26 protein-coding genes and 1 tRNA gene are annotated in these 26,546 nt (G+C 42.6%); 8 read left to right on the forward strand and 19 right to left on the reverse strand.

Going from position 1 to position 26,546, the window contains the following annotated elements; translation table 11 throughout:
* Position 1 precedes the first annotated feature (1 nt).
* Together ACYVRA_RS02000 and ACYVRA_RS02005 are read right to left on the reverse strand one after the other, a co-directional pair.
* Positions 2-1,177, reverse strand: a complete 1,176-nt coding sequence (locus tag ACYVRA_RS02000) for an AGE family epimerase/isomerase (RefSeq protein WP_461251075.1) — start codon at positions 1,175-1,177, stop codon at positions 2-4.
* A 23-nt stretch (positions 1,178-1,200) separates the two neighbouring features.
* Positions 1,201-1,758 (reverse strand): DUF3786 domain-containing protein, encoded by a 558-nt coding sequence (locus tag ACYVRA_RS02005; protein WP_461251076.1) that lies wholly within the window; start codon positions 1,756-1,758, stop codon positions 1,201-1,203.
* Positions 1,759-1,946: 188 nt separating this feature from the next.
* Between ACYVRA_RS02005 and creD the strand changes: the two genes are divergently transcribed.
* Positions 1,947-3,380, forward strand: a complete 1,434-nt coding sequence (creD, locus tag ACYVRA_RS02010; protein WP_461251077.1) for a cell envelope integrity protein CreD — start codon at positions 1,947-1,949, stop codon at positions 3,378-3,380.
* 20 nt (positions 3,381-3,400) lie between these two features.
* Here the strand turns inward: creD and ACYVRA_RS02015 are convergent, their stop codons facing one another.
* The 6 genes from ACYVRA_RS02015 to argA form a co-directional block, all read right to left on the reverse strand.
* Positions 3,401-4,879, reverse strand: a complete 1,479-nt coding sequence (locus ACYVRA_RS02015) for a sodium/proline symporter (protein WP_461251078.1) — start codon at positions 4,877-4,879, stop codon at positions 3,401-3,403.
* A gap of 25 nt (positions 4,880-4,904) precedes the next feature.
* Positions 4,905-5,816 carry a CPBP family intramembrane glutamic endopeptidase gene (locus ACYVRA_RS02020; RefSeq protein WP_461251079.1) on the reverse strand — a complete coding sequence of 304 codons (912 nt, stop codon included), beginning with the start codon at positions 5,814-5,816 and terminating at the stop codon, positions 4,905-4,907.
* Between the two features lie 29 nt (positions 5,817-5,845).
* Positions 5,846-6,250, reverse strand: a complete 405-nt coding sequence (locus ACYVRA_RS02025; RefSeq protein ID WP_461251080.1) for a secondary thiamine-phosphate synthase enzyme YjbQ — start codon at positions 6,248-6,250, stop codon at positions 5,846-5,848.
* A gap of 3 nt (positions 6,251-6,253) precedes the next feature.
* Complete coding sequence (htpG, locus tag ACYVRA_RS02030) at positions 6,254-8,176, reverse strand: molecular chaperone HtpG (RefSeq protein WP_461251081.1); 1,923 nt, start codon at positions 8,174-8,176, stop codon at positions 6,254-6,256.
* Between the two features lie 165 nt (positions 8,177-8,341).
* Complete coding sequence (locus tag ACYVRA_RS02035) at positions 8,342-9,031, reverse strand: metallophosphoesterase (protein ID WP_461251082.1); 690 nt, start codon at positions 9,029-9,031, stop codon at positions 8,342-8,344.
* A gap of 4 nt (positions 9,032-9,035) precedes the next feature.
* Positions 9,036-10,304, reverse strand: a complete 1,269-nt coding sequence (gene argA / locus ACYVRA_RS02040) for an amino-acid N-acetyltransferase (RefSeq protein WP_461251083.1) — start codon at positions 10,302-10,304, stop codon at positions 9,036-9,038.
* Positions 10,305-10,569: 265 nt separating this feature from the next.
* Between argA and ACYVRA_RS02045 the strand changes: the two genes are divergently transcribed.
* The 3 genes from ACYVRA_RS02045 (at position 10,570) to ACYVRA_RS02055 (ending at position 12,493) form a co-directional block, all read left to right on the forward strand.
* Positions 10,570-10,692, forward strand: coding sequence for a hypothetical protein (locus ACYVRA_RS02045; RefSeq protein WP_461251084.1), 123 nt, complete (start codon positions 10,570-10,572; stop codon positions 10,690-10,692).
* Positions 10,693-10,734: 42 nt separating this feature from the next.
* Entirely contained in the window at positions 10,735-11,595 is an 861-nt protein-coding gene (locus ACYVRA_RS02050; protein WP_461251085.1) for a flagellin N-terminal helical domain-containing protein, read from the forward strand.
* Positions 11,596-11,941: 346 nt separating this feature from the next.
* A complete protein-coding gene (locus tag ACYVRA_RS02055; protein ID WP_461251086.1) occupies positions 11,942-12,493 on the forward strand; it encodes a DUF2271 domain-containing protein in 552 nt (183 codons plus the stop codon).
* A gap of 25 nt (positions 12,494-12,518) precedes the next feature.
* Here ACYVRA_RS02055 and ACYVRA_RS02060 read toward each other — a convergent pair whose 3' ends face one another.
* On the reverse strand, positions 12,519-13,217 hold the full coding sequence (locus ACYVRA_RS02060) for a M48 family metallopeptidase (RefSeq protein ID WP_461251087.1): 699 nt from the start codon (positions 13,215-13,217) through the stop codon (positions 12,519-12,521).
* A gap of 458 nt (positions 13,218-13,675) precedes the next feature.
* On the opposite strand from ACYVRA_RS02060, the gene ACYVRA_RS02065 reads away from it, so the two are divergent.
* Together ACYVRA_RS02065 and ACYVRA_RS02070 are read left to right on the forward strand one after the other, a co-directional pair.
* Positions 13,676-13,879, forward strand: coding sequence for a hypothetical protein (locus ACYVRA_RS02065; protein WP_461251088.1), 204 nt, complete (start codon positions 13,676-13,678; stop codon positions 13,877-13,879).
* A complete protein-coding gene (locus tag ACYVRA_RS02070; RefSeq protein WP_461251089.1) occupies positions 13,845-14,054 on the forward strand; it encodes an HNH endonuclease in 210 nt (69 codons plus the stop codon). Before ACYVRA_RS02065 ends, ACYVRA_RS02070 begins: the two co-directional genes overlap by 35 nt.
* 43 nt (positions 14,055-14,097) lie before the next feature.
* Here ACYVRA_RS02070 and ACYVRA_RS02075 read toward each other — a convergent pair whose 3' ends face one another.
* The 3 genes from ACYVRA_RS02075 to ACYVRA_RS02085 are packed head-to-tail and all read right to left on the reverse strand — an operon-like array spanning position 14,098 to position 16,048.
* Entirely contained in the window at positions 14,098-14,472 is a 375-nt protein-coding gene (locus ACYVRA_RS02075) for a virulence RhuM family protein (protein WP_461251090.1), read from the reverse strand.
* Complete coding sequence (locus ACYVRA_RS02080) at positions 14,469-15,101, reverse strand: restriction endonuclease subunit S (RefSeq protein ID WP_461251091.1); 633 nt, start codon at positions 15,099-15,101, stop codon at positions 14,469-14,471. Before ACYVRA_RS02080 ends, ACYVRA_RS02075 begins: the two co-directional genes overlap by 4 nt.
* Positions 15,095-16,048 carry an N-6 DNA methylase gene (locus ACYVRA_RS02085; RefSeq protein WP_461251092.1) on the reverse strand — a complete coding sequence of 318 codons (954 nt, stop codon included), beginning with the start codon at positions 16,046-16,048 and terminating at the stop codon, positions 15,095-15,097. The genes ACYVRA_RS02080 and ACYVRA_RS02085 overlap by 7 nt, the downstream gene beginning before the upstream one ends.
* A gap of 1,292 nt (positions 16,049-17,340) precedes the next feature.
* Here ACYVRA_RS02085 and ACYVRA_RS02090 point away from each other — a divergent pair.
* Positions 17,341-19,527 (forward strand): methyl-accepting chemotaxis protein, encoded by a 2,187-nt coding sequence (locus tag ACYVRA_RS02090; protein ID WP_461251093.1) that lies wholly within the window; start codon positions 17,341-17,343, stop codon positions 19,525-19,527.
* A gap of 69 nt (positions 19,528-19,596) precedes the next feature.
* Here the strand turns inward: ACYVRA_RS02090 and ACYVRA_RS02095 are convergent, their stop codons facing one another.
* The 7 genes from ACYVRA_RS02095 to ACYVRA_RS02125 form a co-directional block, all read right to left on the reverse strand.
* Positions 19,597-20,211 carry a DUF3841 domain-containing protein gene (locus ACYVRA_RS02095; protein ID WP_461251094.1) on the reverse strand — a complete coding sequence of 205 codons (615 nt, stop codon included), beginning with the start codon at positions 20,209-20,211 and terminating at the stop codon, positions 19,597-19,599.
* A 53-nt stretch (positions 20,212-20,264) separates the two neighbouring features.
* Positions 20,265-20,337 (reverse strand) — tRNA-Thr (locus ACYVRA_RS02100).
* 59 nt (positions 20,338-20,396) lie between these two features.
* Positions 20,397-21,749 carry a galactokinase gene (locus ACYVRA_RS02105; RefSeq protein ID WP_461251095.1) on the reverse strand — a complete coding sequence of 451 codons (1,353 nt, stop codon included), beginning with the start codon at positions 21,747-21,749 and terminating at the stop codon, positions 20,397-20,399.
* Positions 21,746-22,360, reverse strand: coding sequence for a CDP-diacylglycerol--glycerol-3-phosphate 3-phosphatidyltransferase (gene pgsA / locus ACYVRA_RS02110; RefSeq protein ID WP_461251096.1), 615 nt, complete (start codon positions 22,358-22,360; stop codon positions 21,746-21,748). The genes ACYVRA_RS02105 and pgsA overlap by 4 nt, the downstream gene beginning before the upstream one ends.
* A 30-nt stretch (positions 22,361-22,390) precedes the next feature.
* Positions 22,391-23,749: a ribosome biogenesis GTPase Der gene (gene der / locus ACYVRA_RS02115; RefSeq protein WP_461251097.1), complete on the reverse strand. Its 1,359-nt coding sequence runs from the start codon at positions 23,747-23,749 to the stop codon at positions 22,391-22,393.
* Position 23,750: 1 nt separating this feature from the next.
* Complete coding sequence (murJ, locus tag ACYVRA_RS02120; protein ID WP_461251098.1) at positions 23,751-25,331, reverse strand: murein biosynthesis integral membrane protein MurJ; 1,581 nt, start codon at positions 25,329-25,331, stop codon at positions 23,751-23,753.
* 319 nt (positions 25,332-25,650) lie between these two features.
* Positions 25,651-25,887 (reverse strand): hypothetical protein, encoded by a 237-nt coding sequence (locus ACYVRA_RS02125; RefSeq protein WP_461251099.1) that lies wholly within the window; start codon positions 25,885-25,887, stop codon positions 25,651-25,653.
* A gap of 334 nt (positions 25,888-26,221) precedes the next feature.
* On the opposite strand from ACYVRA_RS02125, the gene ACYVRA_RS02130 reads away from it, so the two are divergent.
* A partial coding sequence (locus ACYVRA_RS02130; RefSeq protein WP_461251100.1) for a hypothetical protein occupies positions 26,222-26,546 on the forward strand: 325 nt, incomplete at its 3' end.

Here is a 26,546-nt window from a genome sequence, read left to right on the forward strand (position 1 = left end):
TTCACTCCATCCTCCTCACCACCTCCAAACAAGCCCGCGCGTTGTGATAAGGGCACTTCCAAAACCCGGCTTTTGGCAAATTAATATCCGGCGTATTCTCAATACTCAATTCATTGAACCATTCGCCATGCGTACTATCCACAAAATAATTCTGAATATAACTCCAAATGCTCTCAGCCGCATCAAAGTATTTCCGCTCCCCCGATAACTCATACGCATTGTAAAACCCCACAACCGCCTCCGCTTGCGGCCACCATTCCTTTTTGTTGTGAATATGCCCCGCCTCGTCACAGCCGCTGAGCAATCCGCCGTTTTTATGATCAATGGCAGTTTTATAAATAACTTCTGCGATCGCCAATGCCGCTTGTTTCACTCTTGAGATAAGGCTTTCATCACCTACGGCAAGCGCCGCTTCGTACAACAGCCAACTTCCTTCAATATCATGGCCGTAAGAAATATCTTTTGTGAGAGAATTCCAATTCATGTCAAAGAACAGCTTAAAATGCCAATCGCTGTTGACAATTTTATCAAGCGTTATGTGCAACAATGAATTAAGCGCCTTGCGTACTCGCTCATTCCCATTGGCGCGGACTAAATTTGTGTAAGCCTCCAAAATATGCAGATTAGTATTCATTGACTTTGGGCAGTTGAGGTCTTTTCCGCTAAGCCGGAAATCGTCAATACTTCGCCATTCTCTGTTGCATGCTTCAATATAACCGCCCTCAGAGGTATCAAGACCGTATTGTTCAGTCACATTAAAAAGAGCCATCGCCAATTCCAGTGAAGATTGATCGCCTGTGGCGAGGTAATGCTCGCTTAGCGCATAAATGCCAAAGGCGATGTTGTAAAATTGCTTTCTTGTATCCAACGCTTTACCGGTATGGTCTGCCAGCCAGTACAATCCGCCGTGTGTCGTATCCAGAAAAGCTTTTGATAAAAAATCCCTCGCTCGTTGGGCGTAGGCCTTGTAGGCAAGGTCGCCGAACATACGGTATGCGGCGGAAAATGTCCACAGTATCCGCGAATTTAAAATACAGCCTTTGGCGGCGGTTTTGTCTATCTTACCGTAAAAATCCGCCTCGCCGTAAAAACCGCCGTTTTCGTTATCTGCCATACCTTGCCAGAACGGGAGAATATTTTCTCTAATTTCACGTAACGCTTCCTGTTTGTTTAACATACTGTTATTCCTTTCTTTCAGTATTATTTTCCCGCCTCAATCAACTCACAAACAGCAAGCCCCGCCAATACCGCGAGGTCTTCCGCGACTAACCATGTTTTTGCAGTTTGATCAAAAAGTATGTTTCCGTCGGGGGGAAATTCTTCGCTCTCTTCCCAGATGATAAATGTCATTGGCACATACGGAAGAACATTTATCGTAACGGCGGCATCGCCCATTTTAGCCGTCTGTCCGCCGAGGGCGGTACCAACGCTAATTAGGTTTTGCGGGTTTTTGCCAAAATGATTTACAAGAGGTTTTACGGCGCGTTTGATAAAATTAGCCTCATAAAAAAGCGCGGGTGCGGCTTCCCTGTAGGCGATTAAACGACCGGATTGTTTTTGTATGCCGCCGGCTGTCAGATAATGCAACCAAATTATTTTATGCGAAACTGAAGCTGCGGAAAGCGGTTTTTCGGCGTTGAACCAGGGGACAAAAAACTCTCCGTCTTCGTAGTGCGCGCCGCAGTTTTGGCAGACAATCTGCGGCGGTATCTGAGCGAGTTTTTGCGCGGCAAGATTCAGCGCGTCGTCATATCCCAAAAATTGCCTCCTTTGCGTTTATGTTCTACAATGTAATATTTTATTATATCATAGTTAGTAATAAAAATACAGGATTATTGAGCTTATACAGAGTTCAATTATTTTTGCAATTAGTTTAATAATAAATAACGAAAAAAATTAATTGATTTTTTTACAATAATTAATATATAATTATTCAGGAGTTTAATATGTCAGATCAATCGCCTGCCAATTTGGAATTACCCAAACAGAAAAAATTTCACAATATTACTTCAAGCGGCGGATTTAAAATCGCCATGCTTGTTATAATTATTTTGCTTTTATTAATACCCGTTGCTATGATTCGTTCACTAATTGGCGAGCGAAGCCATCGCGCAGATGAAGTGGAAGAATCTATCATGGAGGCGTGGGGAAGCCAATTTATGCTGTACGGTCCGGTTATCCGTATTCCGGTTGTAGAACGTGAAGAGATCAAGACAAAAACAGAGAAGGATGGGGAAAAAATTGAGATTGTTACGCGCGATTACGCGCTTTGGATTACGCCGAAAGATGTAAATATTAGCGCCGATTTTTCCGCTCAGAAAAAACGCAGGGGCATTTTCTCGGTTGCGTTGTTTTCAGGTAACGTTTCTCTTTCAGGAAACTTCAGTTTTGAAAGGGCGAAAGACGGACTCAAGCAAAACCAGACAATGTATCCCGAACAGGCGGAGATTGTCCTTGGACTGGCAAGCCAAAAGGGAATACGCAGAATAATCAAAGCGGACTGGAACGGCGGCGAACTCTTCTTTAAACCGGGTAACAGAAATCTTTCTATAGATTATTCATACGACTGGAAAAGTATTGGCCGTATACCGCCCGACGACGGAAACGGCGTCAACGCGTCAAGTCCATTTAACGCTAACGGCATGAACACTTTCGATATTCAATTCGCAGTGCAGGGCGGAAAAGCAATTCGAGTTATTCCAATCGGTGAAACAACACAGGTGCGTATACAGACTAATTGGCCATCGCCGTCATTTCAAGGCGGATTTTTACCGGCAAACTATACCCTCTCTGAAAACGGTTTTGACGCTGAATGGGAAATAAGCTATTTAAGCAGGTCAATCCCGCTTTATTGGCTGACTAATGAGCGTGATGAGCGTGAAAGTAAATTGAATTGGAGTAACGAATTTTTTGGCGTGGATTTTTTCAAACCGCTTGACCATTACGCGCTTAATACCCGCGCCGTAAAATACGCGATTCTGTTTTTGATAATTCCGTTTTTAACGCTGTTTTTTCTGGAAGTGTTTTCTCAAAAATCAATCCACCCCGCGCAGTACTTGCTTTCGGGATTCGCAAATGTTATTTTTTACCTTTTACTGTTATCAATATCGGAACATCTTTCCTTTTCAGTCGCCTATCTAATTGCCGCCGCCGCGCTTACATGCATGATGACGTTATACGCCCGCTCGTTACTCGAAACTTGGACCCGCAGCGCGTACATGGGGCTTGTCATGGCGCTTTTGTACCTCATCATGTACCTAACGCTCAATGCCGAGGACTGGGCTTTGCTAATCGGTTCAATAGCGGCTTTTGTAATAACAGGCGTGGTTATGTTCCTCACCCGCAAGCTGGATTGGTCAAACTTAAATATGAAAAGTTAAAACCGCTAAAAAATAATTTATTAGTCCTCTATCGCTATAGATTTGTCGTATAACGCTTCAACTTCTGCGCCGGGCTTCTTACCGCAAAGAGTAACAATTATAGCCGCGATTAAACCGGCTATAAAGCCGGGGATAATTTCGTAGAGGCCTGTTCCGGAAAAGAGTACGAGCCAAAGCACATCCACCGCAGCGCCTGTAACTATGCCCGTAACCGCGCCGATGAATGTAAAACGTTTCCAGAAAAGCGACAACAGGATAGTCGGTCCAAAAGCGGCGCCGAATACGCCCCACGCGTTTCCAACAAGACTCATAATCGTGCCGCTTGCGGGATTCGACGCGATTATAACGGCTATTAAAGCTATAATCGCGACAACAACCCTGCCCGCCCAGAACATTTCTTCATCGCCCGCCTGTCCTTTACGCAGTACGGGTTTGTAAACATCCGCAGCAAACGCGGAAGCTGAAGCTAGAAGTTGAGAGTCGGCAGTGCTCATAGCCGCCGCCAGAATTGCAGATAACAAAATTCCTGAAATAACTCCCGGGAAAATCATCCGTACCATTTGTATAAAAACCGTCGATCCTTCTATATTACTGCCAAGGAACATGCGCCCAATACAGCCGGCGGCAACGGAGAAGAGCAGTATTAAAATATTCCACGTTATGCCAATTTTTGCGCTTTTACTTACGTCTTTTTGGGAGCGTATAGCCATAAACCTGATAATAATATGCGGCATTCCAAAATAGCCAAGCCCCCACCCAAAACCTGTAAGGATGTCCGCCCAACTTGCCCAATTCAATTTTCCGCTGCTAAGGAAGTTCCAGTAATTTTCAGGGAAAAAAGCGTTAGCTGATATGGCATGACCGGATTCGACCAGCGTCAGCGCGAAAATAGGCGCGATAAGAAGCGCTCCCAGCATGAGAAGTCCCTGAAAAAAGTCCGTCCAACATACGGCTTTAAAACCGCCCATCAATGTATAACCGATGATAACAAATCCGGCTATATACATGGCTAAATTGGCATCAATGCCAAGAACGGTGTTGAATAATATGCCGCAAGCCTTAATACTGGAAGCTGAGTAAATAGTATAAGCAAAAAGAAAGATAATAGCGCATACGATCTGCAGTGTTTTGCTTTTAGATAGAAATCTGTTAGTAAGGTACTGCGGTATGGTTATTGAATCATTTGCCGCAATGGAAAATTTACGAAGACGCGGCGCAAAAAACAACCAGCTAAGTATGTAACCTATTGCAAGGCCGATGGCGATCCATGTCTGCCCCATGCCTGCCGCATAAATTGACGCGGGCAACCCCATTAGCACCCACGCGCTCATGTCCGACGCTCCCGCCGAAAGTGCGCTTACCCAGGGTCCCATTTGACGGTTTCCAAGGAAGTATCCTTTCTCCCCTTCCTTGCCCTTTGCAGTGATGAAGAAATAAACGCCAACACCTAACATACACACTAGATAAATGATAAAGACTATTAATTCGCTATAATTCATATTAGACTCCTATTCTACAAACTTATTATATATAACTGCTTATTTTATTTAACATTATTTTTTCCTTACTGATAAAATAATCGTAAATAAATATCGCTAAAACAAAAATAAATAGCGTAATAAATCCGGCGATTCCAGTTATTCCCGTTGTCAAATCATTTCCCCCGCTTACGGCCATTATTGAAATTCCGGCAACCGCGTTTAAAGTGCCATGCGCTATCGCGGAGGCAATAACAGATTTTGATTTAATTGTCAGATATTGCAATATGGGAGCCAGTAAAATGCAAAAAGCTATCATCATAAGAACGCCTATTTGCGGATGTTGAGGGTAATTATGCCCCATTAATATTAAAGGCGCGTGCCATATTCCCCAAATAAGGCCGATAATTACCGCCGCTTTAAAAAAGCGCATGTCTCTTAAATTCTTTAATAAAAATCCTCTCCAGCCCGTTTCTTCACCGAATGCAGCCAATGCGTTTACAGTGGCTCCTGCGATTAGTCCCTGTATCAGCGACAGCCAAATAAAATTAATCGGAAGCGAATTCATTTTGGTTTTAAATTCTTCAATCTGTTCGGGCGTAAGAGTTTCTTTCATTCTGTCAAACATTCCCGTTAACTCAGGGTTATAAGTTACATTTGGGAACAAAATACTGATGCCAAGGGAGCAAAACACAATTAACGGAATAATTAACCATGCTATAAAAAACCATCTGTTAATTTTAAATGAAATTAAGAAATCTGAAAATATCGGTTCTTTGTAGATTGCTTTTACAATAATCGCGGATATAAAGGGAATAAACATATAAATTGTTCCCATTATCGTGAATCCAAGGTTAAAATTAAAATTCCCGCGAATGATCCAAAAAATCGCCGCTATTGACCAGCTAATAACAAAAGTGAAAATCAAAAACAAACAAGTTTTATTCATTTTTATCATAACTAAATCTCCTTTTTATTTTTGCCGTTTTATTCTCCCATCACACGCACATGAACTTTTCTTGTGCGCGGCCCGTCGTACTCATTAAACCATATTCCCTGCCATGTGCCAAGAAGCAGCCTGCCTTCCGTGACAATCAGCGTAATTGAAGGCCCCACTAGGCTTGTTTTGGCGTGCGCTGCGGAATTGCCTTCGCTGTGTTGAAATTCGCGGCGGTCGGGGGAAATTATGTTTAACGCTAAATTCACGTCATGGGGTACGTCGGGGTCGGCGTTTTCATTAATCGTTACCGCCGCGGTGGTGTGCGGCACAAAGACGACGCAAATCCCTTCGCGCACGCCAGAAGCGGCGACAATTTTCTGCACTTCGCCTGTAATGTTGATCCAGTCGGTCTTGCCGCTTGTGCGGACGTTGAAAGAAGAAAGCGTCGTCATTAATTACTGCCTTGCCAACAGGCGGTTAAGCCGCTTTACAAAATCCGCAGGGTCGTTGAGTTTTACGCCTTCCACTAAAAGCGCCTGATCAAGTAACACTACCGCCGTGTCGGCGATGCGGTCTTCATCGTCAATGTTTTTCAAACTGGCGACAATTGGATGATCGCCGTTCACTTCCAAAATTGGTTTAATGTCTGGCATCGAAGTCTGGCCCATTGCCTTGAGCATTTGCGCCATTTGCATGGAAGGATCGTTTTCATCGGCGACAATGCAGGAGGGCGAATCGTGAAGGCGGCGGGAAAGTTTTACGTCTTTTACGCGGTCTCCAAGAGCCTTTTTAATTTTTTCGATGACGGGCTTTGCCTCTTTCTCCGCGTCTTTGTCTTTCTTTTCACCTAACTCTTCGTCGGCGCCTGCGCGGTTTACGGCTTTGAGTTCCCAACTTTGGCTTTCGCTCTTGCCGTCAGTGCCGGCTGTTTCTTTTCGGTAACTGTGCAAGGTTGGAATTACAATGTCGTCAATTTCATCGGACATGATTAGGACTTCAATTTCTTTGGCGCGATAGGCTTCCAGCAGGGGAGAGGAGCGCAGGGTTTTTTCATCGCCGCCGGTTATATAGTAGATATGCTTTTGATCACTTTTCATGCGGGAGACATATTCGGCGAAACTTGTCCATCCTTCAACGGCGGTGCTTTTAAAGCGCACAATCTCTTGGAGCGCGTCGCGGTTGGCAAAGTCTTGATAAAGCCCCTCTTTAAGAGGACGGTTAAATTGTTCTATAAAAGTTTCCCATTTTTCTTTCGCTTCGTCAGAGCCTGACGCGGCGTTATCTGCCATTTGTTTAAATTCGGAAAGCAGTTTTTTTACGGACGCGTTTTTTATATTGAGCAAGATTTTATTCTGCTGTAAAATTTCACGGCTTACGTTAAGAGGCAAATCTTCAGAATCAATTACGCCGCGTACAAAGCGCAAGTATGTCGGCATCAATTCCTTGTCGTCGTCTGTGATAAAAACACGCTTTACATAGAGTTTAACGCCCGGCTTGTAATCGACATTGTACAAATCAAACGGCGCTTTTTTGGGAATGTAAAACAATGTGGAGTATTCCAAAGTTCCCTCTGCTTTTGTGTGAATGTAATGAAGGGGAGCGTCAGTGTCGTGGCCAAGCTGTTTGTAAAATTCGTTGTAGTCCTCTTCTTTCAACTCTGATTTCGCTCTCCGCCAAAGCGCTGTCCCGGAATTTATTCTGTCGGTTTTGGTTTTGTTGCCTTTTTCGTTGCCTTTATCGTCATACTCTTTTTCATCATAGGTCAGGTAAATCGGGAATGCGACATGGTTGGAGTAACGCTTAATGATGTCTTCAATTGACCAACGGTTAGCGTACTCCGTTCCCTCCTCCGTGAGATAGAGAGTCACAGTCGTCCCCTGATTGTCCCGAGACGCGCTCTCGATTTCAAAACCTTCTTTGCCGTCGCTTGTCCATTTCCACGCTGCGTCTTCGGCGGCTTTCCGGCTTAAAACTTCGATTTTTTCCGCGACCATGAAGGCAGAATAAAAACCGACACCAAATTGGCCGATAAGATTTGAATCTTTTTTTGCGTCTTCGGCAAGTTTTTCAAGGAACACTCTTGTCCCTGAACGCGCGATGGTTCCAAGTGAGTCGATTAAATCGGCTTCATTCATGCCGATTCCATTGTCGGATACGGTCAATGTTTTCGCTTCTTTATTGAAGGAAATATCGATGCGCGGATCAAAATTGATTGATTTGTACTTTTCATCCGCGACAGTCAGGTATTTAAGCTTGTCCAAAGCGTCGGATGCGTTGGAGACAAGCTCCCGTAGAAAAATTTCCCGGTTGGAATAAAGAGAGTGGATGATAAGGTGCAGCAACCGGCTTACTTCGGTCTGAAATTGATGTTGTGCCATGATGGGCTCCTTATAAATTAAATTTATTTATTATTTTGAAATAGCATGAAATTGAAAAAAGATCAAGGGGTAAGATGCGAAGAATTTCACACGAAGAACACAAAGGAATAGAAGAACACGAAGAAGAGGGAAGAGAGGTTTTTGTTCTAAGGTTATGCGTGGGCTTTAAAGCATAGCAAGGCTTTCAAATTTTACTTCATTAGTTTTAGTATCGAGAATAGTTAAATGGTTATGCTTTCTTGTGTCGGTGAATACAAATTTTAATTTGTATTTGCAGATTACTTTTGGCCCATCTGGCAATTCCGTATGTCCAACTGCTTGATTATAATTTTTAACGGCGTTAGTTATTAATGATTCCGGCCTAATCCACAGAGGGCCTTCATTTGGATTATTTCCAAAGCCGTCCGGCCCAACCCATCTGAAATAATTTGGACTTTCTTTAAAGAGCGTATTTATTTCTTCTACAGTTTTTATTCCCGCGCAAGACATCCATTTTGCGGATACTCCGGCATGGGAAAAAATCCATTTGTCATAGATATAAACTACTTCAAGATGATCTTTATGCTTATTAAAAAATTCTTCTATGTCTGCCGCATGTTCAAACTGGTAGCCTGAGCATTGTTCATTAAGATAATAACTTGTATCATGATTAGCCCAACACAAATCAATTTTTTTCGGGAAGCATTTTTTGAATGTAATTATATTGCATGCGTTATTCATTTGTTCGGGCCATTTATTGGTCCATGTGTCAAAATAATCCCCAAGAAAAATAATCTTGTCGAATTTATCAACCATTTTCATGACTACGCGCCAATTAGTAGAGCCGTGAATATCAGTTATTATTGCAATTTTCATGTTTTTACAGATCCAGTACGAAGACTTTGCTCCTGCGGCTCTTGTCGTAAATTTCGCGCTTTTTCTCAGGCAGGTTGTCTACGGGCGACTCTTTAAAGCCTAGCGATTCAAACCAGTCTTGGGACTGAGTTGTTAGCACAAAAACGCGCCGTAGGCCGGTTTTTTTGGCTTTTTCTATTAGGAAGCCGACGATTTTTCTGCCAAGACCGAGATCGGTGTAATTTGGGTCTGTCGCTACGGCGGCAATCTCTCCCTGCTTTTCGCCCCACTCGTGAAGCGCACCGCAGGCGCGGATCGAGCCGTCAATCTCTAAAACGGAATAATCGGCCTTTTTTTCCTGTATCTGCTCGGGATTCCGCCTGATAAGGATGCCTTTTTGCATTAAAGGTTCCATTAAACGTAAAATATCCGGTAAATCCTTGGAGTGTAATGGGCGGATAGAGTCGTATTCGTCGGTATAAATCATCGTTCCTACGCCGAGGTTTGAGTAAATTTCCTTTAAAACGGCTCCTTCTTCCCTTCCGTCGATAATATGCACCCTGTGAACGCCTTCTTGACTGGCTTTTAGAGCCAATTTTAGCTCCCGCATGAAGGTTGAGCCTGTGTTTATTAAATCTTCTGTTTCTTTTGGAGTAAGCCTTGTAATTTTCAACCCATCGGCGGCTGTAATAATGAACAATTTAATTGCCCCCAACGCTTTTGAAACAGCAAGGGCGATTTCATCGCTTGGCACGTTGTAGGGCTTGCCCGAAGGACTCCAGCCAACACAGGGGAGGATTGGAACCATACCCAGTTCCAATACCCTTTTAAGCGAGTCCGTGTAGATTTTATCGACAGTGCCGGTGTACTCGGCGTCTATGCCGTTAATTACGCCCAGTCCCCTCGCCCTCACAAAGTTGCCGATTACAGCGTCTACCCTGCTGCCGGAGAGGGATGTCATGAATCGGCTTGCTATGTGAAACGCAGCCATCTCAACATAGGAAATTCCTTCAGATGTTGTAACTCGGACGGGACTGTCCTGAGTCGAAGCGTAGGATGAATTGATGTCATGCTGTTTGAAAACCGCGTCGATGTTTTCCCTGACACCGGGAACGATGATTACCTTGAAGCCTGTTTTTGCCAGCAGGGCAAGGTCTTTCACAAGACCGGGAAAACAGGGGTCTTCCGTTACGGGGTAATCAATTTTAAAAACCATGGTAGAGCCTTCGAACCTGTTTTGATAGTGAAAAACTTCGCGTATCAAATCTACCTGGGATCCGCAAATATCATCCATGAGGTTATTTTAGTATGAATTAAAATATTGTTCTATAGTTTTATTTTGATTTTTAACACTAAAGCTATTTTTTTGGATTCCGATATTAAGAATGAAGTGGGAAAAGTCTCTAAAGATTTTAGTTTAAGGTCTTTAAGACATTCCTTTCCTTGCTGAATAATGTGTCCGTTGGACCTCCTTTATTTATCAGGGTAACCTCACCCTTCCGGGAACGGTGGGTCGAGGGTTCTAGTTTTTCGGGAAGTAATTCCTTAGGAAAACGCAAATGGCACATGAATATTCGTATTTGGCGAATATTCGCAAACTTGAAATGAGTTTTTCCGTTGGTGAAACTCGAACAAAAACCGCAAAGCGGTTTATTGTACGGCATGGAAGCCGCGGCGCATAACCGTCGATGACGGGGCGCCGGAAAAGCCAAAGGAGTGAGTATATGATAATCAATCACAACTTAAGTGCAATGTTAGCCGACAGGTCCCTCAAAGTTACCCAGGTGTTCCTGGATAAGAATATGGAAAAATTGTCGAGCGGACTTCGCATCAATCGCGCCGGTGATGACGCATCCGGACTTGCAGTTTCGGAAAAAATGAGGTCACAAATCCGCGGTTTGAATCAGGCGTCAACTAACGCCCAGAACGGCATATCGTTCATTCAAACTACGGAAGGTTATCTGCAAGAATCCCAGGACATTCTACAACGTCTGCGTGAGCTGGCAGTACAGGCTGCAAACGGTATTTATACCGACGAAGACAGAATGTACATCCAGGTTGAAGTTTCAGCCCTTGTTGACGAAGTTGACAGAATCGCATCACACGCGCAGTTCAACGGGATGAACGTATTAACGGGACGTTTCGGCAGGCCAATCGGCGAAAATGTGGTTACAGCGTCTATGTGGCTTCATATCGGAGCTAACATGGATCAGCGCGAACAGGTGTTTATCGGCACAATGACAACGAAGGGTCTTGGTATCCGCAACGTTGGTGACGATACTTTTATTTCACTGTCCAGCCCGGACAGTGCCAATCGTGCCATTGGAACTCTCGATCGTGCGTTACAGATCATCAGCAAACAAAGGGCTGATCTTGGCGCCTATCAGAACCGCCTTGAGCACGCAGTACGCGGCTTAGACATTGGAGCTGAAAATATGCAAGCTTCCGAGTCTCGTATACGTGACACAAACATGGCGAATGAGACGGTAACTTATACCAAGAACATGATTCTTACACAGTCAGGCACCGCCATGCTGGCGCAAGCAAATCAAAGAGGTCAATCGGTTCTTTCTCTTCTGCAATAAGCATAACCTCCAGCCGCTAAAAGCAATTTTAGCGGTTGGACGGCGTCTCTCGGAAAGGCGCCTGACCATCTGACCACTTAAATGTGGTTAGATTGGTCGGGCTTCTTTTTTTTAATGGATAAGGAAAAGAGCTCACACAAAGAACACAAAGGTACAAAGATCACAAAGGGGGGAAAGGGGTTTTTGTCCGAAGGCTATGCGTGAGCTTCACGATAAGATAACGGACATAAACCCTGATTCTTCTTCGTGATCTTCTCCTCCTTCGTGTTCTTTGTGTGAAATCCTCCGAATAATATTTATGGCAAGTTTTTATTTTTTATGTTACAATTAATTAACAGGGGGTACTATGAAAAGGTTATTATTTGTTGTTGTATTGACAACTTTAGTTTTAGCATGTGCGGCGGCGCAGCAGGCGGCACCTGCGGCGGCAGTTGAGTTGACTTTTACTTTTACGCGCCAGAGTGGGGCCGCTAGCAATCAGTTTGCGGCGTGGATAGAAGATACTGAGGGCAAGTATATAAAGACGCTTTATGTTACAAAATGGACGGCTAATGGCGGCTATAGCAAAAGACCCGCTACAATTCCAATGTGGGTAAAAAAATCGGATCCTTCTAAAATGACAAAAGCCCAAATTGACGCGGTAAGCGGCGCGACGCCGCAGACAGGGGCGCTGACTTGCACATGGGACGGCACCGACAGTAAGGGCGCGGCTCTTCCCAACGGCAATTATGTGCTGGTTCTTGAAGGGACATTGCGCTGGGAAAATCAGGTTTACTACCGCGCGCCTATCGCTCTTGGAAAAGGGGCTATGACGCCGAAGGTTGATGTCGAGTACACGGGAGACATAACTGCGGAAAAATCTATGATTAAGGATGTGAAGGTTAGGGTATTGAGGTAGGGGAATTTTTTACGCGGTTTTTATTTTATTCCAAATAGTCAAGCGGTTGCCTATTTAATGAAGACTTAATCTCTTTCCACGTTGGCATATATTTTTTAATTAACGAATAGAATCGCTCGTTGTGGTGTTTTTCTAAAATGTGAACAAGTTCATGCAGTATAATGTATTCAAGACACTCAGGCGTTTTTTTTGCAAGTTGCAGATTCAGACATATTTTTCTTGCTTTAGGTTTACAAGACCCCCAACGGCTAGTCATATATTTTATTTGCCAACTATTGCATTTTAACCCTGTTATTTTTTCCCACTTAGGAAGAAGCTTCTCTATTTCAACTTTCAACTGCTTGCGATACCACTCCCGAATAAATTTCTCGCGTTGCGCTGTATCGCTGTTTTTTCGGACAGTGAAGATTGCCGTGTCACAGGATAACTCAAGCGAATTTCTGCCGCCGCCTTCAATTTGTAAATAATACTGCTTCCCCCATACATACAGCGTTTCACCTGAGACATACTCACGCTTGGATTGGCGAAGTTGCGTATTAAACTTTCTAACTTGTTTTTTTATCCAACTGACTTTTGTATGCACAAAAAGTTCAATCTCTTCATTAGTCATGGAGAGCGGAGCGGAGACCGTTACTTCCCCATTTGGCGGCTTAACGTAGAGGTGCATATTTTTTATGTCTTTTTTAGATATGTCTACTGGTATGCCGGAGATAACAAGTAACATTTAATATTCCTAAACATATTATATCTATACAGTATAAAGAATTACAAGAGATTTATTAATTATAGTGAATTAAGGTGGCTTAACAAAAATGACCGAAGAATAATGATTTAGGTGTCATTTTTTGAGTAGATTAATTAAGGAATAAGATACTACTGACACCTATTTATTCATTATTGTTAGGTATGCGTCTACATATTTTGCGAAAGCGTCAAGCTTCTGTTCAGTCCAACTCCCGCCCCAACTATCCTTACTCTTCTTCCTCTCAAAAAAATAAATAAGCTTGCATCAATAACAATTTTTCAATTTATTAAAATAGCTTAACTATAATAAGCTATAAGCAAAATTTTACGATAATCTCCTACAATTTGATCATTGTAAACTATCTATACGATTCTATCAAATATCCTACTATTTTTCCTGAATAATGATATAATTTCTTATAGGATATACAAATAAGAATGAACTCCCTCGATCGATCCCTAATAGAAAAAGCCGGTTACGACAATGGCTTTGAGATAATCCCAAAAAGCGATTCTTCCGTTGTCAGTTTGTGTTCATCGCTTCATTCGGTAAATGTAGATATTACCGACTGCAAAGTTGATGTTTCAAGGTACGGAACGGGAACAATTGGTAAAACAGCGAATTGGGCAGGATGTATTTAGAGACGCGTTTTTAAAATATTGGAAAAACTGTTGCGCTATAACGAGTCTTGATATACCGGAGATGTTAAGGGCAAGTCATATCAAGCCGTGGGCGGATTGCGATAACGACAGACTGAATGTCTATAACGGTTTCTTGTTATCTGCCAATTATGACGCGCTTTTTAGAATGGCATAGGAACCATGTTTTTGTTAGAGACAGGTGAACTATAGCCGGCTCGTTAATTTTCGCCATTTTCGATATCCCCCTTCTGCTTTGTGGCCCATTGGCGGAATTGCGTGCCTCGTTGGGATTTTACCCGATAACCGACTGAGATGATAACGTCAAGGTTATAGTAGTCAATTTGACGTTCTATTTGCCGTTCTCCTTCCTTTTGAACTGTTGCAAAATTTGCAACAGTTGCGGACTCAGTCAATTCGCCATCGTCAAAGACGTTTTTAATATGCCGAGAAACGGTAGATTTGTCTCTTTCAAAGAGAGCCGCCATTTGGTCAAGGGTCAGCCAAACCGTTTCCTCGCCAAACCGCACGTCAACGGATATTTTTTCGTCGTCTGTCTTAAAAATGATTATGTTGTTTTCCATGGTTTTTTTCATTTTATCCCCTCCGTAATCTGGATTCTACCAGTAAGCAATTCACTCATCATGCCTTGCTTGATAGCGTGTTTCTTGGCGATTAGTTTTTCCATTGCGCCGATTAGTGCATCGGTATCGGACAAAACGGCGGCTATTCGGCGTTGTTCGGAGAGAGGAGGGAGAGGAATAGGATATTTTCCTAATATATCTTGGTCAATAGTCGTCATTGTTGCAGTTTTTGCGTTAGCAACAAAGAAATTGCGTGCTTTAGCAGATATACATTGCAAATATAAATACATTGGAATAACTTTGGTTGTATCTGTTTTAAAACGAATAACGTGACTATCGAATACAACGGATTTTTTATCCTGTATTTTTTGATACCAATTACACTGCGCTATTCCGCTTGGTATGACAGATGAATGTGTAAAAAACAAGTCACCATCATTGATTGAAAATCTGTTTATTTCTTCGTCAGTTGCGTCAAAAAGTTCTAAGTTTTTACCGTTTATTGGGGCGATGCCATATAAATCTCCAACATTTATCAAAGGTATTCCTTTCCCTTTTCTGGAAACTTCGTAGAAAACTCCATTTTGCATACCGCCATCAGAAAGAGATAGCAATTCTACTTCTTCCCACCCGTTCACCATACAAACCCCATCGTTTTAAGATGAGATTTCACCTTGCTTTCCAGTTCCGCGGTTTTAGATTCCAGTTCCGGCAATGTTAGCTCGTAGCGTTCGGTAAGTTCAGCCACATAGTCGGTGATATGGTGGTTTACCGATTCGTATAACGTATAAATGCTTCTGATAATAGCGGCGTACCACTTACGCTCCAACAACAATTCTAGACATTGCTCATCGGTCAGCTTGGCGTATTGCGTCCGTGCTTTTGTGTCAATGGCGATTTTCAAACCTTTAAGCAGATTAATTTTTTCCGCAATATTCTTTTTACGTTCTTTTATGTCTTTTTCATCTTCATCGTCATCTTCTGTGGTATTTTCAATAAGCTCGTCCAGTTCTATCTGTGCCGCCGAAATAACTACTTCAAAATCATCAATCGCTTTTTTATCGTCGGCAAAAAACATTTCTATAACAAGATTTTTGGGTACAAGTTTGCCATCCCATCCTATAACGGTCTTTTTTGTTTTTTTTGTGCCGTCTTTATTTTTATTTCCGTCTTTAATAAATTCCCGGCTTGCGTCAATCATAAAGATACCTTCACGCTCTTTTGAGTTTTCCTTGTCGATTACGATAATACATGCGGGGATACCCGTACCGTAAAACAGGTTTGCAGGCAAACCGTGGGCATTATCAATGATACCGCGAAGATGATTCGCATCAGCAAGTCTGGCGATAATTTTGTCCATTTTTTCACCGATATCTTTTTTACCGATAAAGGCAAGCATATCATCAAAACTGCCGCCTTTGGGAACATCAATATCGCCGTAGGCGACTCCCTTGAACTTATCAGAGACATACTTCACAAACAGCAGGGTTAATATATAATCTTTGTATTGCGAACTGTCCATGCCGCCGCGTAAGCTGTCGCAACTTGCCCAAAGGCTTGAGTATAGCTCACTTTTTTTTACAGCCATAGGCTAGGTGTCTCCGTTTGAAAAAGCGAATGTTATGATATTATGGGTATTATATAGTAATGTTGAGGAAGATTGAAGGTATAGTACGCTTGGCCGGTTATCGGGGTTCTTACAATGGGCTACAGACTTTTTGCCCTTTTTGGGAATTTTTTGACCATATATCCAGTTTTTTAATAAAACACGGCGAAATAAAACCTGAACGGCTTATAAAACGACACCCATACAATCGCTTCTTTTATTTTTAAAACAGTTTAAGTCCCGATACTCATCCGCTAATGCCTTGTTTTGTCTTTATTATCATCAAAAAAATCTTAATACCCTTTAGGAACCATGTTTTTGTTAGAGACAGGTAAACAAGCCAGAATTGGGAATCGAAGCCGGGATCTGCGCATTAAAAGTGAATAGGTAGCCGCGAACTACATGAACAACAACAAGATATTGTAGTGGTTTGTAGTGGTTTGTGATAGAAATTTTCTTTTTGGTCACCGCCAGTAATATAAAAATTGATATGGCAAAACGCGGAAAATATTAAAGAAGTATATTAGGTGAAAACAATGCCTGACATTTTTACTTTTTCTCCAAGTTTCATAGTTGTTTTTGTCATTAATAAACAAGTACGTCCGCAATTGTAAATTAAATATACAACAAAAATCCGCAAAAAATATTATTTCCGTTTTTTTTCCGTTTTTGATCTTTTTGTACGATAATTTACTTGACAAATACTTATTCTGTGAGATGATTATTTTATGGTTCGTAATATATGGAAAAAATTTCCAAAGCTTATTTTTCTGACGTGTTTGATATTTGTCTTAACAGGCGCATCAATAATTTCAGCGGGTAAATCCTTATTCTTTAAATGTTCAAATAACGGCAGGATGAGTTTAAGCGGATATTCTTTCTCAAGATATCATGCTATTGATTGGTTGGCCGGAAATGTACTTATAAGAAAAAGAACCGAAAGTCATTCAAATTCTCCGTTGCAAAACATGTTGTTAAACGTGTGCATACATGTCATAGCGGTCGCTATGGCAATAATTCTGGCTGGAGCGAATATAAAAATAATAAAAAATAACAAAGTTCAAATAATAAAAAATCTTATTCTTCTTAAACTCAGAATCTGATATTTTCTTTTTCATTTAGTTTTTTTCAAACAAAAAGTCACATTGAAGCTGTAAAGGAGAGGCTGATTCCGCGGTGCGGAGTTGTGAAACGGCGTTGCCGTTACACATTGGAGTTTGGGCGTTTTCCAAACTTAAGTCATTATTTACATAGGTTATATAGGAGTAAAAAAAATGAAATTACGTTTTCGACTAACGTTAATATTTAGTTTGTTGACTGTAGGAATTATCGTTATGGTGTCCGTTATACTGCTCAGGCGGGCGCAGATTTTACAAACGAATGCCGCCTTTGAAAACGCCAAAAACATCTGCTACGCCGAATCCCTGCGTACGCAGATAGAATTTGAAGTTTTTATGGATGTTGTCGATACGATTTCAAAACTATACAGTTCTTTTAAGCAGACAGATATGAACTTAAGACGCGATTATTTCGACAATATGCTTTTGAGCGCCGTAAAATCGAATCCAAACTTTATCGGAATATACTCGGTTTGGAAACTGGGGGCTATTGACAACGGCCCTCCTGTTTACAGTACCCTGTACACCCGTGAACATGGCACAAAGGAGAAGGATATAATCACCCGTTACGATTTTTCCGTGTGGAACGAGCCGGAATACGGCCGTTGCCAGGAGTCAATAAAGAACAACGAGGCATGGCAGTGGATGCTGCCTTTCCCTATACCGTTTGTTAATCGCGGAAATGACACATGGGTTGTCTTTATGACCGCCCCGATTATTGATAACGATACCGGGGAGCTTTACGGTTTTGTGGGGGTGGGCGTTGACCTTAAACCCATACAGGATTACATTCAAAACCTGTCGCCCTATGGCACCGGTAAAGTACGGCTTATCAGCACCAACGGCACTATTGCCGCCGATAAAGATATGAGTAAAATAGGCAAGGACTTCCATGATGTTTCATCGGACCTTATAGGACCGGAAGGCATAAAGGATTTAGAGGATTCATTAAGCACCGGAAACTACCATCAGGTTTTATATAATGGGAATATAGTCGTAACTTATCCTATTCATGCGGGAACCATCAAAACATATTGGTCGCTTGTCGTAGAGGTAGCCGAAAAAAACGTGTTAGCGGAAGTATACAATATGCGGATATTTACAATCATCTTCGCGTTAGTTATGGTGCTTATTGCCGCTGTAATTGTTTTTGTTATAATCATCTATGCGATGAAACCGATAGAAAAGGTAGTCGTTTACCTTAATGATATTGTCGAAACCGGCGCTTCCCAAAGCTTAAACCTGACTAAATCGTTGGAAGTTAAAAGCAATGACGAGATCGGCGAACTCGCGCGTTTCTTCAACATTACGCTGGGGAAAATAAAAAACCTGATCATAATCATCAAGAAAGAAGCGGCAAGGTTATCCGAAATAAGCAACGATCTGTCCAGCCACATGACGGAGACAGCCACGGCGGTGAACGAAATTACCGCCAACATCCAAAACATCAAAGGGCGCGTCATTAATCAGAGCGCCAGCGTAACGGAAACCAACGCTACAATGGAACAAGTTATCAGCAACATCAACAAGCTTAACGGTCATGTAGAAAATCAAGCTGAAACAATATCAAAACGATCCGCCTTTATTCAGGCGATGGTAAACAACATCAATTCAGTAAATCAGACTTTGCATATAAATCTGGAAAATGTGAAGAATCTGAAAGAGGCCTCGGGAATAGGACGTGGCAGCTTGCAGGAAGTTTCCGCGGACATTCAAGAGATAGCCCGCGAGTCCGAAGGTTTACTGGAGATTAACGCGGTCATGGAAAACATCGCCAGCCAGACCAATTTGCTATCGATGAACGCGGCGATTGAAGCCGCTCACGCGGGAGAAGCCGGCAAAGGTTTCGCCGTAGTCGCCGAAGAAATCCGCAAACTTGCGGATAATTCCAGCGAGCAATCCAAGACCATCGGCAATGTTTTGAAAAAAATAAAAAGCTCGATGGACAAGATAACCAAATCCACCGAAAACGTGCTAACCAAATTTGAGGCGATAGATTCAGGCATAAAGACCGTATCGGAGCAAGAGGAGATAATCCGCCATGCGATGGAGGATCAAAAAGATGGAAGCAATCAGCTCCTCCATGGAACCGGCAATTTGAATGAAATTACCAAACAGGTAAGGTCTGGTTCCGAGGAAATGCTTGAGGACAGCAAGGAAGTTGTAAATGAAAGCCAAAACCTTGAAAAGGTAACGCAGGAAATAACCGGCGGCATGAACAAAATGTCTACCGGCGCGGAACAAGTGAACATTGCGGTAACTCATGTCAACGAGATAAGCGTCAAGAATCGCGAAGCCATTGCCGCCTTGTTAAAGGAAGTTTCGCTGTTCAAAGTGGAGTGATGGGAAATATCGTCTCCTAAGAATTAATGATTTTTCACGTTAATCGGGGATTAGTTGTAATTTACGTTATCACTTTGCAATAAATTCACGCGCCCAGATAACCTGGTCTTCTCTAAGTTCCCAAAATACGGCTTGTATGGATTTTTCTTCATTTTTTCCGTATAGGTAATTGTCGTCCTCTTTTGTTAAATCAAATACTCCTGCCCAACTTTCTACGATAGCTCTTTGTACTATTTGCAATTTTTCATCTTGCGATGCGTCATTTTTCCAGTCGCCATATCCGATTCCCATGGATTCATACCATTTCTCAAAACGCTCGTGATCTTCTTCTGATGAGCATACATACAGATTATTTAAAACACAGTGAAAAACATCAAAGTCCGACAGCAAGACCTTATTATCTGGTATTTCAATTTCCAACTGTACTGCAGGATTCCCTCTTTTCATAAAGCCGCGCTCGCGCAAGTCTCTCTTTTTTCTTTTGCCTTGCCATTGATACCATGCCCATATTGGATAACGTATTCCTTCGGGCATAACGTCTTTTTTAGCTAATTCCGCCGCCATCCAGTCATACGCATGCCTTAAGCTGTCTTCACACCATACGTGTTCTTCACTTGCGTGTAAAACGCCGTTCTTTCTTAACTGTTTATAAGCTTCCTGAGCTTGTATAGTCCATAATCTCATTATAAATATCCAAAATCATCTCTGCATAAATTCTTGAACGTGAAAAATTTTCCAGCCAGAACCGGGAATCGAACCCGGGACCTGCGCATTACGAGTGCGCCGCTCTGCCATCTGAGCCATCCTGGCGAATCTTTTTCAATTATACCAATTAATTGCCTATATATTCAACTCGATCTGTCCGCTCTTTAAAACTCCAACTCAACCGCGCCCCTCGGCCTTATCCGCAGTACTGTCAATGATCCCGCGCCAAAGACCGCTTCGATATATGCGCGGTAGGCGTTCATTGCGTCTAGGGGAACATAAGCTTGAATGGTTCCGGCGAAACCGCCGCCGTGGACCCTGCATGCGCCGCGCAGTTTTTGCTTGCGGAAAAAATCTTTTGTCAGCGCGAGAGCACAGGCTATGCCTTGATCTTTGGGGCGGGTAGGGGAGAATACGTTCTGTAAAAATTCCCATGAGGAATCGCCCGATTCATTGACCAAATCTAAATATAGGCTTAACAACCGTTGTTTTTCGGCGGCTGTTGTGGTCTTTTCCATTTCCTGTAAAATCGCGGTCATTGCGTCCACCCTTTCGTTTTCATTAAAAAAGTGAATGGCGCGTAAAAACGCCCTGTCTCCCAATGACTTTCGCGCTTCGGCGGCGCGGGAAAGGACGGTTTCTTTTTCAAGTTCGCTTAATACGGATTTGCCGAAAAACGCGGCGACGGATTTCATTTCCGCAGGAATGGAAGCGTAATCGGCGGTAAGGTCGGCATGACTGCCGCCTGTGTTTACTACGCAAAGAGCGTATCCTGCAGCGGCGGGATCAAAATTGATTTGCTTTACTGTAGGGCGTGAAACATCGGCAAAATCAATCGCGACAGCGCCGCCTGTGGCGCTCGCCGCCTGATCCATCAAACCGCATGGTTTTCCAAAGTGAACATTTTCCGCTATTTGGCCAATCTGCGCGGTTTCCAACGCGCTAAGTTTTCCCTCACCGTAAAGAGAGTCGAAGATGCGGCATAAAAGAGTTTCAAGCGCCGCCGATGACGATAATCCCGAACCTATAAGTACGGTAGAGTTAGCGTTAGCTGAAAAGCCGCCTGTTTTACAGCCGCGCTTGGATAATTCAGCGGCTATTCCCCTGATGAGCGCAGCCGTCGTTCCCTTTTCTTCGGGCTTTGGCTGTAAATCAGGAGAGCCGTTTTTATCCGTCAAATTAATTTTTATGTCATGGAAACCTGTCGAGCGAAAGAATACAGTATTATCGTCTCGTTTCTGAACAATGGCGACATTATCAAGTTGAATGGAGGCGGCTAATACTTTTCCTCGGTTGTGGTCCGTGTGATTACCGGCAAGTTCAGTTCTTCCGGGAGCGCTGAAAACTCGCAGTTTTTCCTGACTGCCGCAAAACTCCGCTTTGTCATTTTGTATTCCCGTTATTAATGACACATAACGCTGTCTTGCGGCGTCAATCTCACGCTCTCCGTAAAGTTCGCCAAAAATTTCCGCCGTGTGTTTTGAATTGATTTTATCCAAAAGATCGGCATCAGTCATTGTACATTTACGTCCGCTGTTTTTTTATAAATTATCAGATAATCAAAAAATGAAATTATCGCGATAATTACAGAAATAGCAAAGCCAACAAGCGCGCATATCTTAATATACGGCAAAATCGATTTACATATATCCAACCGTTCAAGACTTGAGGCTAAAAGCGCGATGGCCCCCGATGAAATATAAGAAACGGTTTTTATTTTTCCGCCCATACGCGCGCCCATAGCAATACCTTTTTTCGCCATCAGGTTGCGAAGGAACATGATTGCAAACTCGCGGTAAACAACCAGTAAAAATAAAAATGCTGCCAAAATACCGGCGGGAAAAATACCCTCAATTATAAAACAAAGGAAAAAAGTGATCTGCGTAAGCGTGTCGGCAAATGGGTCTAAAAATTTTCCAAAGTCGCTCGTCAGATTGAGTTTACGCGCGGCAAAGCCGTCGAAATAATCCGTTATTTCAGAGACGATAGCAATTATCCAAATTACAGGCACTGTCCATGCCGCTCCGTTCACGAACAGCGAAGGAAAAAAGTGGGGTAAAAGATAAATGACAAAAAACACTGGGGCTAGGATAATGCGGAAAAATGACAATTTATTTGCAAGGTTCATGGTTAATATTGACTGTAAAGAGCGAATGTGTCAATTGCCTTTTTTCCTGTCTTTTGGCGCAGAACTTTTAATTTCAAGTAATACGGGAATGAGAGAGAAGCCCAAATCTTTGCGTATTTTGTTACGTAAATACGAAATATAAGAGTCGCTTACAGCTTGAATACGGGAAACAAAAAAAATGAATTGTACGGGGTTAGCCGATTTTTGCACGGCGTACTTAATTTTGAAATATGTTCGCGGCCCTGTCGGCGGCGGATATTCCTGCAGCCACTTTTCCAACGCCTGATTAAGCTGTGACGTTCCTATTTGCAGATTAAGCTGACCGTACATTTTTACCGCCGTATTTAGCAATTTATCAACGCCAGAGCCGTCCTTCGCGCTGACAGGTATTACCGGCGCATATTCCATTTGACCAAACTGAAAATGTATTTTTTCTTCAGCGTCCTTAAATGTGTTTTTTTGTTGGGGCATCATATCCCATTTGTTAAGCGCCATAATTATACCCCTGCCCTTGTCATGAGCAAGAGCGGCTATTTTTTTGTCTTGGTCTGATAGCCCCTCTACTGCGTCAATCATCAGTATGACAATATCAGCGTCGCTGATTGTTTTAATGGCGCGGTTTACGGAATAGTACTCGATATTTTCATTCACCTTTGCTTTTCGTCTTATGCCTGCGGTATCCATGATAATAAACTTATGCGATTTCCAACTGAAACGCCCCTCAACAGTGTCCCTTGTAGTGCCGGGAATTTCGCTTACAATAGAAGCGTTTGCTCCTGTCAGCCTATTGGACAGTGTAGACTTGCCTGTGTTGGGCTTGCCGAGTAGCGCGATTTTTATAACTTTTTCTTCCTGTTCTTCTTCCACTTTGGAAAAATCAAGTCGCTTTAAAATTTCCTGTTGAAGTTCCCCGATGTTGTCGCCATGCTCGGCGGAAATCATTAAAACTTTTTCAAAGCCAAAGGTGAGGACATTCCACGCGTCAGCCTCGTGTCTGCCGCCCTCGGTTTTGTTTACCGTTACAATTAATTTTTTCCGGTACGGACGCAAAATGTTTATAAGCTCTTCGTCCTCACTTGTTATTTCTCCCGCTTCGAGCAGCAAGACAACAAGGTCGGCTTTTTTTATTGTTTCAAGAGTTCTTTCAACTACCAGTTTGTCAAGCTCATTGCAATCCGCAAGCTTAAAGCCGCCTGTGTCAATAAGGCGCAGAGGTTTTTCATTGATAAAACAATCCGCTTCTACGGGATCGCGCGTAACGCCGGGCGTAGGGTCGGTAATTGCCCTGCGTTTGTGAAGCAGTCGGTTAAAAAGCGTTGACTTTCCCACATTGGGGCGGCCGGCGAGAACTACAATCGGAAGGTTACGGTATTTTATATTTGTCAGCATATCACTTTTTCCTAATCATTTTAAGTAAGCCCGATAAATTTTCGTCCTTTACAAGCGCAAGAAGAAAAACGCCTAAAAGCAGATAAATCACCGCGTTTAATACTAAAGGTATGCCGTAACTGATAATACGCCCATGCCCGGCGCAAATATCACGTAACACAGGGGAGAGGAAATAAATTGGAACGGCGGCGATAGCGGAGAGTATCAGCATTTTTAATGTGTAAAGTAAAGCCGAACCTGTTACGGCGCCCAATTTGATGTTGGGGTTTTTTCCAAGAAAAATCACGAGTAAAATTGTGTTAATCGCGCTTGCGAAAGACAGGGCAAACGCGATGCCAGCGCCCTTGAAGGGCATGGATAAAACCGCGGCAAGGATAATGTTTACAACCATCGAAATAATTCCCGCGATGGTAGGAGAGACGGTATTGCTTTGAGCGTAAAAAGCCGGAGCTATGATTCTGTTAAGCGCTATAAATAAAAGTCCCGGCATGTGGAAGGTAAATGCCGCGAGAGTTAGAGTAACGGAAGTTTCATCAAAACTGTGGCTTTGGAAAAGAAGGCGGATTAAACTCTGACCTTCTACAAGAGAGAACAATGTTACAGGTATCGCTATTAAAGCGATTATGTTAATAGAAGAAATCAATCGCTTATTGTAAATATCCCATTGAGAAGTTTTTGCGTATTCGGTGAGGTTCGGCAGAAGCACCGTCCCAATAGACACGGCAAATACCCCTAAAAATAATTCCTGGAGCCGCAAAGAATACTGAAGGCTCGACACGACTCCTTCCCCCGCTCTCCCTCCCAACGCGGTTGAAACTAAATCGTTAATTTGATACGCCGCCATGCCAATTACTGTGGGACTGATCAATCTAAGCACTTTCTGCGTACCCGGATTGTCAATTGCTCGTTTAATTCCCGTAATAAAAAACTTATACCCTTTTTTTAAAACAAACGGAAACTGAATCGCCGCTTCAAGAAATCCGCCGATTAGGATGCCAACCGCCATTGCCCGGGCGGGATTTTTTGTAAAGGGACTCAAAGCATAAGTGCAAAGAATTGTAACAATGTTTAATAAAATCGGCGCAAGCCCAGACGGAGTAAAAATGTGAAGGCTGTTTAACACCCCCTGAAACAATGCCGCCAAAGAAATAAATCCAAGAAACGGAAACATCACTCTTGTTAGAAAAACAGTCTCGTCAAATTCTTCTATTCCAAAAATACGGACAAGCAGGGGAGCGGCAAGTATTCCCGCCATTACCATTAATGTTACGATAAATGTAAGAAACGTAAACACGCACGAAAAAAACTCCCGTGTTTTTTCCTTGTCGCCTTCAAGCATATACTCCTTAAATGTGGGAATAAAAGCGACAGAGATTGAACCTTCGGCAAAAAGACGGCGAAAAAGGTTAGGCAGCAAGAACGCTACGGAAAAAGCGTCGGAGAGGGCGGTAGTGCCGAGGAAGCGAGCCTTTGTCATTTCCCTGAGAAGTCCGAGGATGCGTGAAATTAGCGTGAGGAGTGAAAGCGCCGACCCATGCTTTACAAGCGAAGCCGCCGTCTGCGGAGAATTATCTTTTTCCATAATTTTTCCCAAAGACTACACACTAAGATCACTAAGGGACAAAGATCACAAAGGGGAATCAGAGGTTTTTGTCCGTTATACTATCGTGAATTCTCCATATATTGTCTTTAGATAACAACCCCCTCTTTTCTTCTTTGTGCTCTTCTCTTTCTCTGTGTTCTTTGTGTGAAATTCTTCGGAATTAACATCACCGGCGTTTTTTATCGTAATTTTCGTTCTTACAGTACTCAAATAAAACTCCTGTTTTTTAATTTTATGCTCTTTACTTTGTTTTCAAGGGCACATTAGCATTTTACCCAAATTAAGGCTTTGCATTGGATTATGCGCCGACAGCCAGTTTTTCATGGACTAGATCGTTAATTACCTGTGTGTGGCTTTTATGAGATTTCTCCGCCTGTACACACAAATATGAAAAAACATCTTTATCCAGTTCGCTTAATTTTAGGGATTTATTGACAAAACCGGGTTTTATACATAGTTTTAATAGATTTGGTCCGGGTTCAACCGTGTTATCAATAATGTGTTTGTCCCAATACTCACATTCGGTATCGGTCATTCCAGTTCGCTTTTCTATATCTGTCGTGACTGTTCTCCCCCTTCAAATAAGTGATAAAATTTCTTCTGCCTCTGTAAGACCATGCGTAAAAGCTGTATCACGAAAGATGAATTCCGGTTCCATAGGTTATTATACTACTTTTCACGGCTTTTTAAAACCTCTTCCGTGACTACCTCTCCCCTCTACTCGATGTATGCCCAAAGAATAGATATTACCCTTAAAAACGCCCTCAAATTGTTAGGATAGGGTACTATCCAATCTTTCTTTTATAACTCATTTGTATTCTTCTTACAAATACTATATAATAGAAAAATCCTATGTTTGGAGGTATCCTATGGCAGAAATGACAGTTCAAGAAGCGGCAGAATGGGGAAAAACTCTTGACTTTCCCACTGTTTGGGCGGCTTTAATGGAAACTCGTGAGCGAATCGACAAATTGGGCGAAAAAGTTGACCGTGTAACCGCCAACGTCGGCGGGCTTAACCAATCTATGGGAGATTTGGTGGAAACCCTTTTTGCGCCTCATTTGAGCGAGAAGTTTGACGCGTATAATTACAATCTTAAACGGATATTTAACCGCGTTCCAATCTATGATAATAATAACCGGTTACGCACTGATATAGATATTTTGCTTTCCAATACTTCTATATGTATGGCGG

The sequence above is a fragment of the Treponema sp. R8-4-B8 genome (assembly GCF_054786175.1).

What these genes read in the sequence shown, in the direction of transcription:
- ACYVRA_RS02000 (WP_461251075.1), bottom strand. Translation starts at nt 1,177, where the DNA reads ATGTTAAACAAACAGGAAGCGTTACGTGAAATTAGAGAAAATATTCTC.
- creD (WP_461251077.1), top strand. Translation starts at nt 1,947, where the DNA reads ATGTCAGATCAATCGCCTGCCAATTTGGAATTACCCAAACAGAAAAAA.
- ACYVRA_RS02015 (WP_461251078.1), bottom strand. Translation starts at nt 4,879, where the DNA reads ATGAATTATAGCGAATTAATAGTCTTTATCATTTATCTAGTGTGTATG.
- ACYVRA_RS02020 (WP_461251079.1), bottom strand. Translation starts at nt 5,816, where the DNA reads ATGATAAAAATGAATAAAACTTGTTTGTTTTTGATTTTCACTTTTGTT.
- ACYVRA_RS02025 (WP_461251080.1), bottom strand. Translation starts at nt 6,250, where the DNA reads ATGACGACGCTTTCTTCTTTCAACGTCCGCACAAGCGGCAAGACCGAC.
- htpG (WP_461251081.1), bottom strand. Translation starts at nt 8,176, where the DNA reads ATGGCACAACATCAATTTCAGACCGAAGTAAGCCGGTTGCTGCACCTT.
- ACYVRA_RS02035 (WP_461251082.1), bottom strand. Translation starts at nt 9,031, where the DNA reads ATGAAAATTGCAATAATAACTGATATTCACGGCTCTACTAATTGGCGC.
- argA (WP_461251083.1), bottom strand. Translation starts at nt 10,304, where the DNA reads ATGGATGATATTTGCGGATCCCAGGTAGATTTGATACGCGAAGTTTTT.
- ACYVRA_RS02045 (WP_461251084.1), top strand. Translation starts at nt 10,570, where the DNA reads ATGGCACATGAATATTCGTATTTGGCGAATATTCGCAAACTTGAAATG.
- ACYVRA_RS02050 (WP_461251085.1), top strand. Translation starts at nt 10,735, where the DNA reads ATGATAATCAATCACAACTTAAGTGCAATGTTAGCCGACAGGTCCCTC.
- ACYVRA_RS02055 (WP_461251086.1), top strand. Translation starts at nt 11,942, where the DNA reads ATGAAAAGGTTATTATTTGTTGTTGTATTGACAACTTTAGTTTTAGCA.
- ACYVRA_RS02060 (WP_461251087.1), bottom strand. Translation starts at nt 13,217, where the DNA reads ATGTTACTTGTTATCTCCGGCATACCAGTAGACATATCTAAAAAAGAC.
- ACYVRA_RS02065 (WP_461251088.1), top strand. Translation starts at nt 13,676, where the DNA reads ATGAACTCCCTCGATCGATCCCTAATAGAAAAAGCCGGTTACGACAAT.
- ACYVRA_RS02075 (WP_461251090.1), bottom strand. Translation starts at nt 14,472, where the DNA reads ATGAAAAAAACCATGGAAAACAACATAATCATTTTTAAGACAGACGAC.
- ACYVRA_RS02080 (WP_461251091.1), bottom strand. Translation starts at nt 15,101, where the DNA reads ATGGTGAACGGGTGGGAAGAAGTAGAATTGCTATCTCTTTCTGATGGC.
- ACYVRA_RS02085 (WP_461251092.1), bottom strand. Translation starts at nt 16,048, where the DNA reads ATGGCTGTAAAAAAAAGTGAGCTATACTCAAGCCTTTGGGCAAGTTGC.
- ACYVRA_RS02090 (WP_461251093.1), top strand. Translation starts at nt 17,341, where the DNA reads ATGAAATTACGTTTTCGACTAACGTTAATATTTAGTTTGTTGACTGTA.
- ACYVRA_RS02095 (WP_461251094.1), bottom strand. Translation starts at nt 20,211, where the DNA reads ATGAGATTATGGACTATACAAGCTCAGGAAGCTTATAAACAGTTAAGA.
- ACYVRA_RS02105 (WP_461251095.1), bottom strand. Translation starts at nt 21,749, where the DNA reads ATGACTGATGCCGATCTTTTGGATAAAATCAATTCAAAACACACGGCG.
- pgsA (WP_461251096.1), bottom strand. Translation starts at nt 22,360, where the DNA reads ATGAACCTTGCAAATAAATTGTCATTTTTCCGCATTATCCTAGCCCCA.
- der (WP_461251097.1), bottom strand. Translation starts at nt 23,749, where the DNA reads ATGCTGACAAATATAAAATACCGTAACCTTCCGATTGTAGTTCTCGCC.
- murJ (WP_461251098.1), bottom strand. Translation starts at nt 25,331, where the DNA reads ATGGAAAAAGATAATTCTCCGCAGACGGCGGCTTCGCTTGTAAAGCAT.
- ACYVRA_RS02125 (WP_461251099.1), bottom strand. Translation starts at nt 25,887, where the DNA reads ATGACCGATACCGAATGTGAGTATTGGGACAAACACATTATTGATAAC.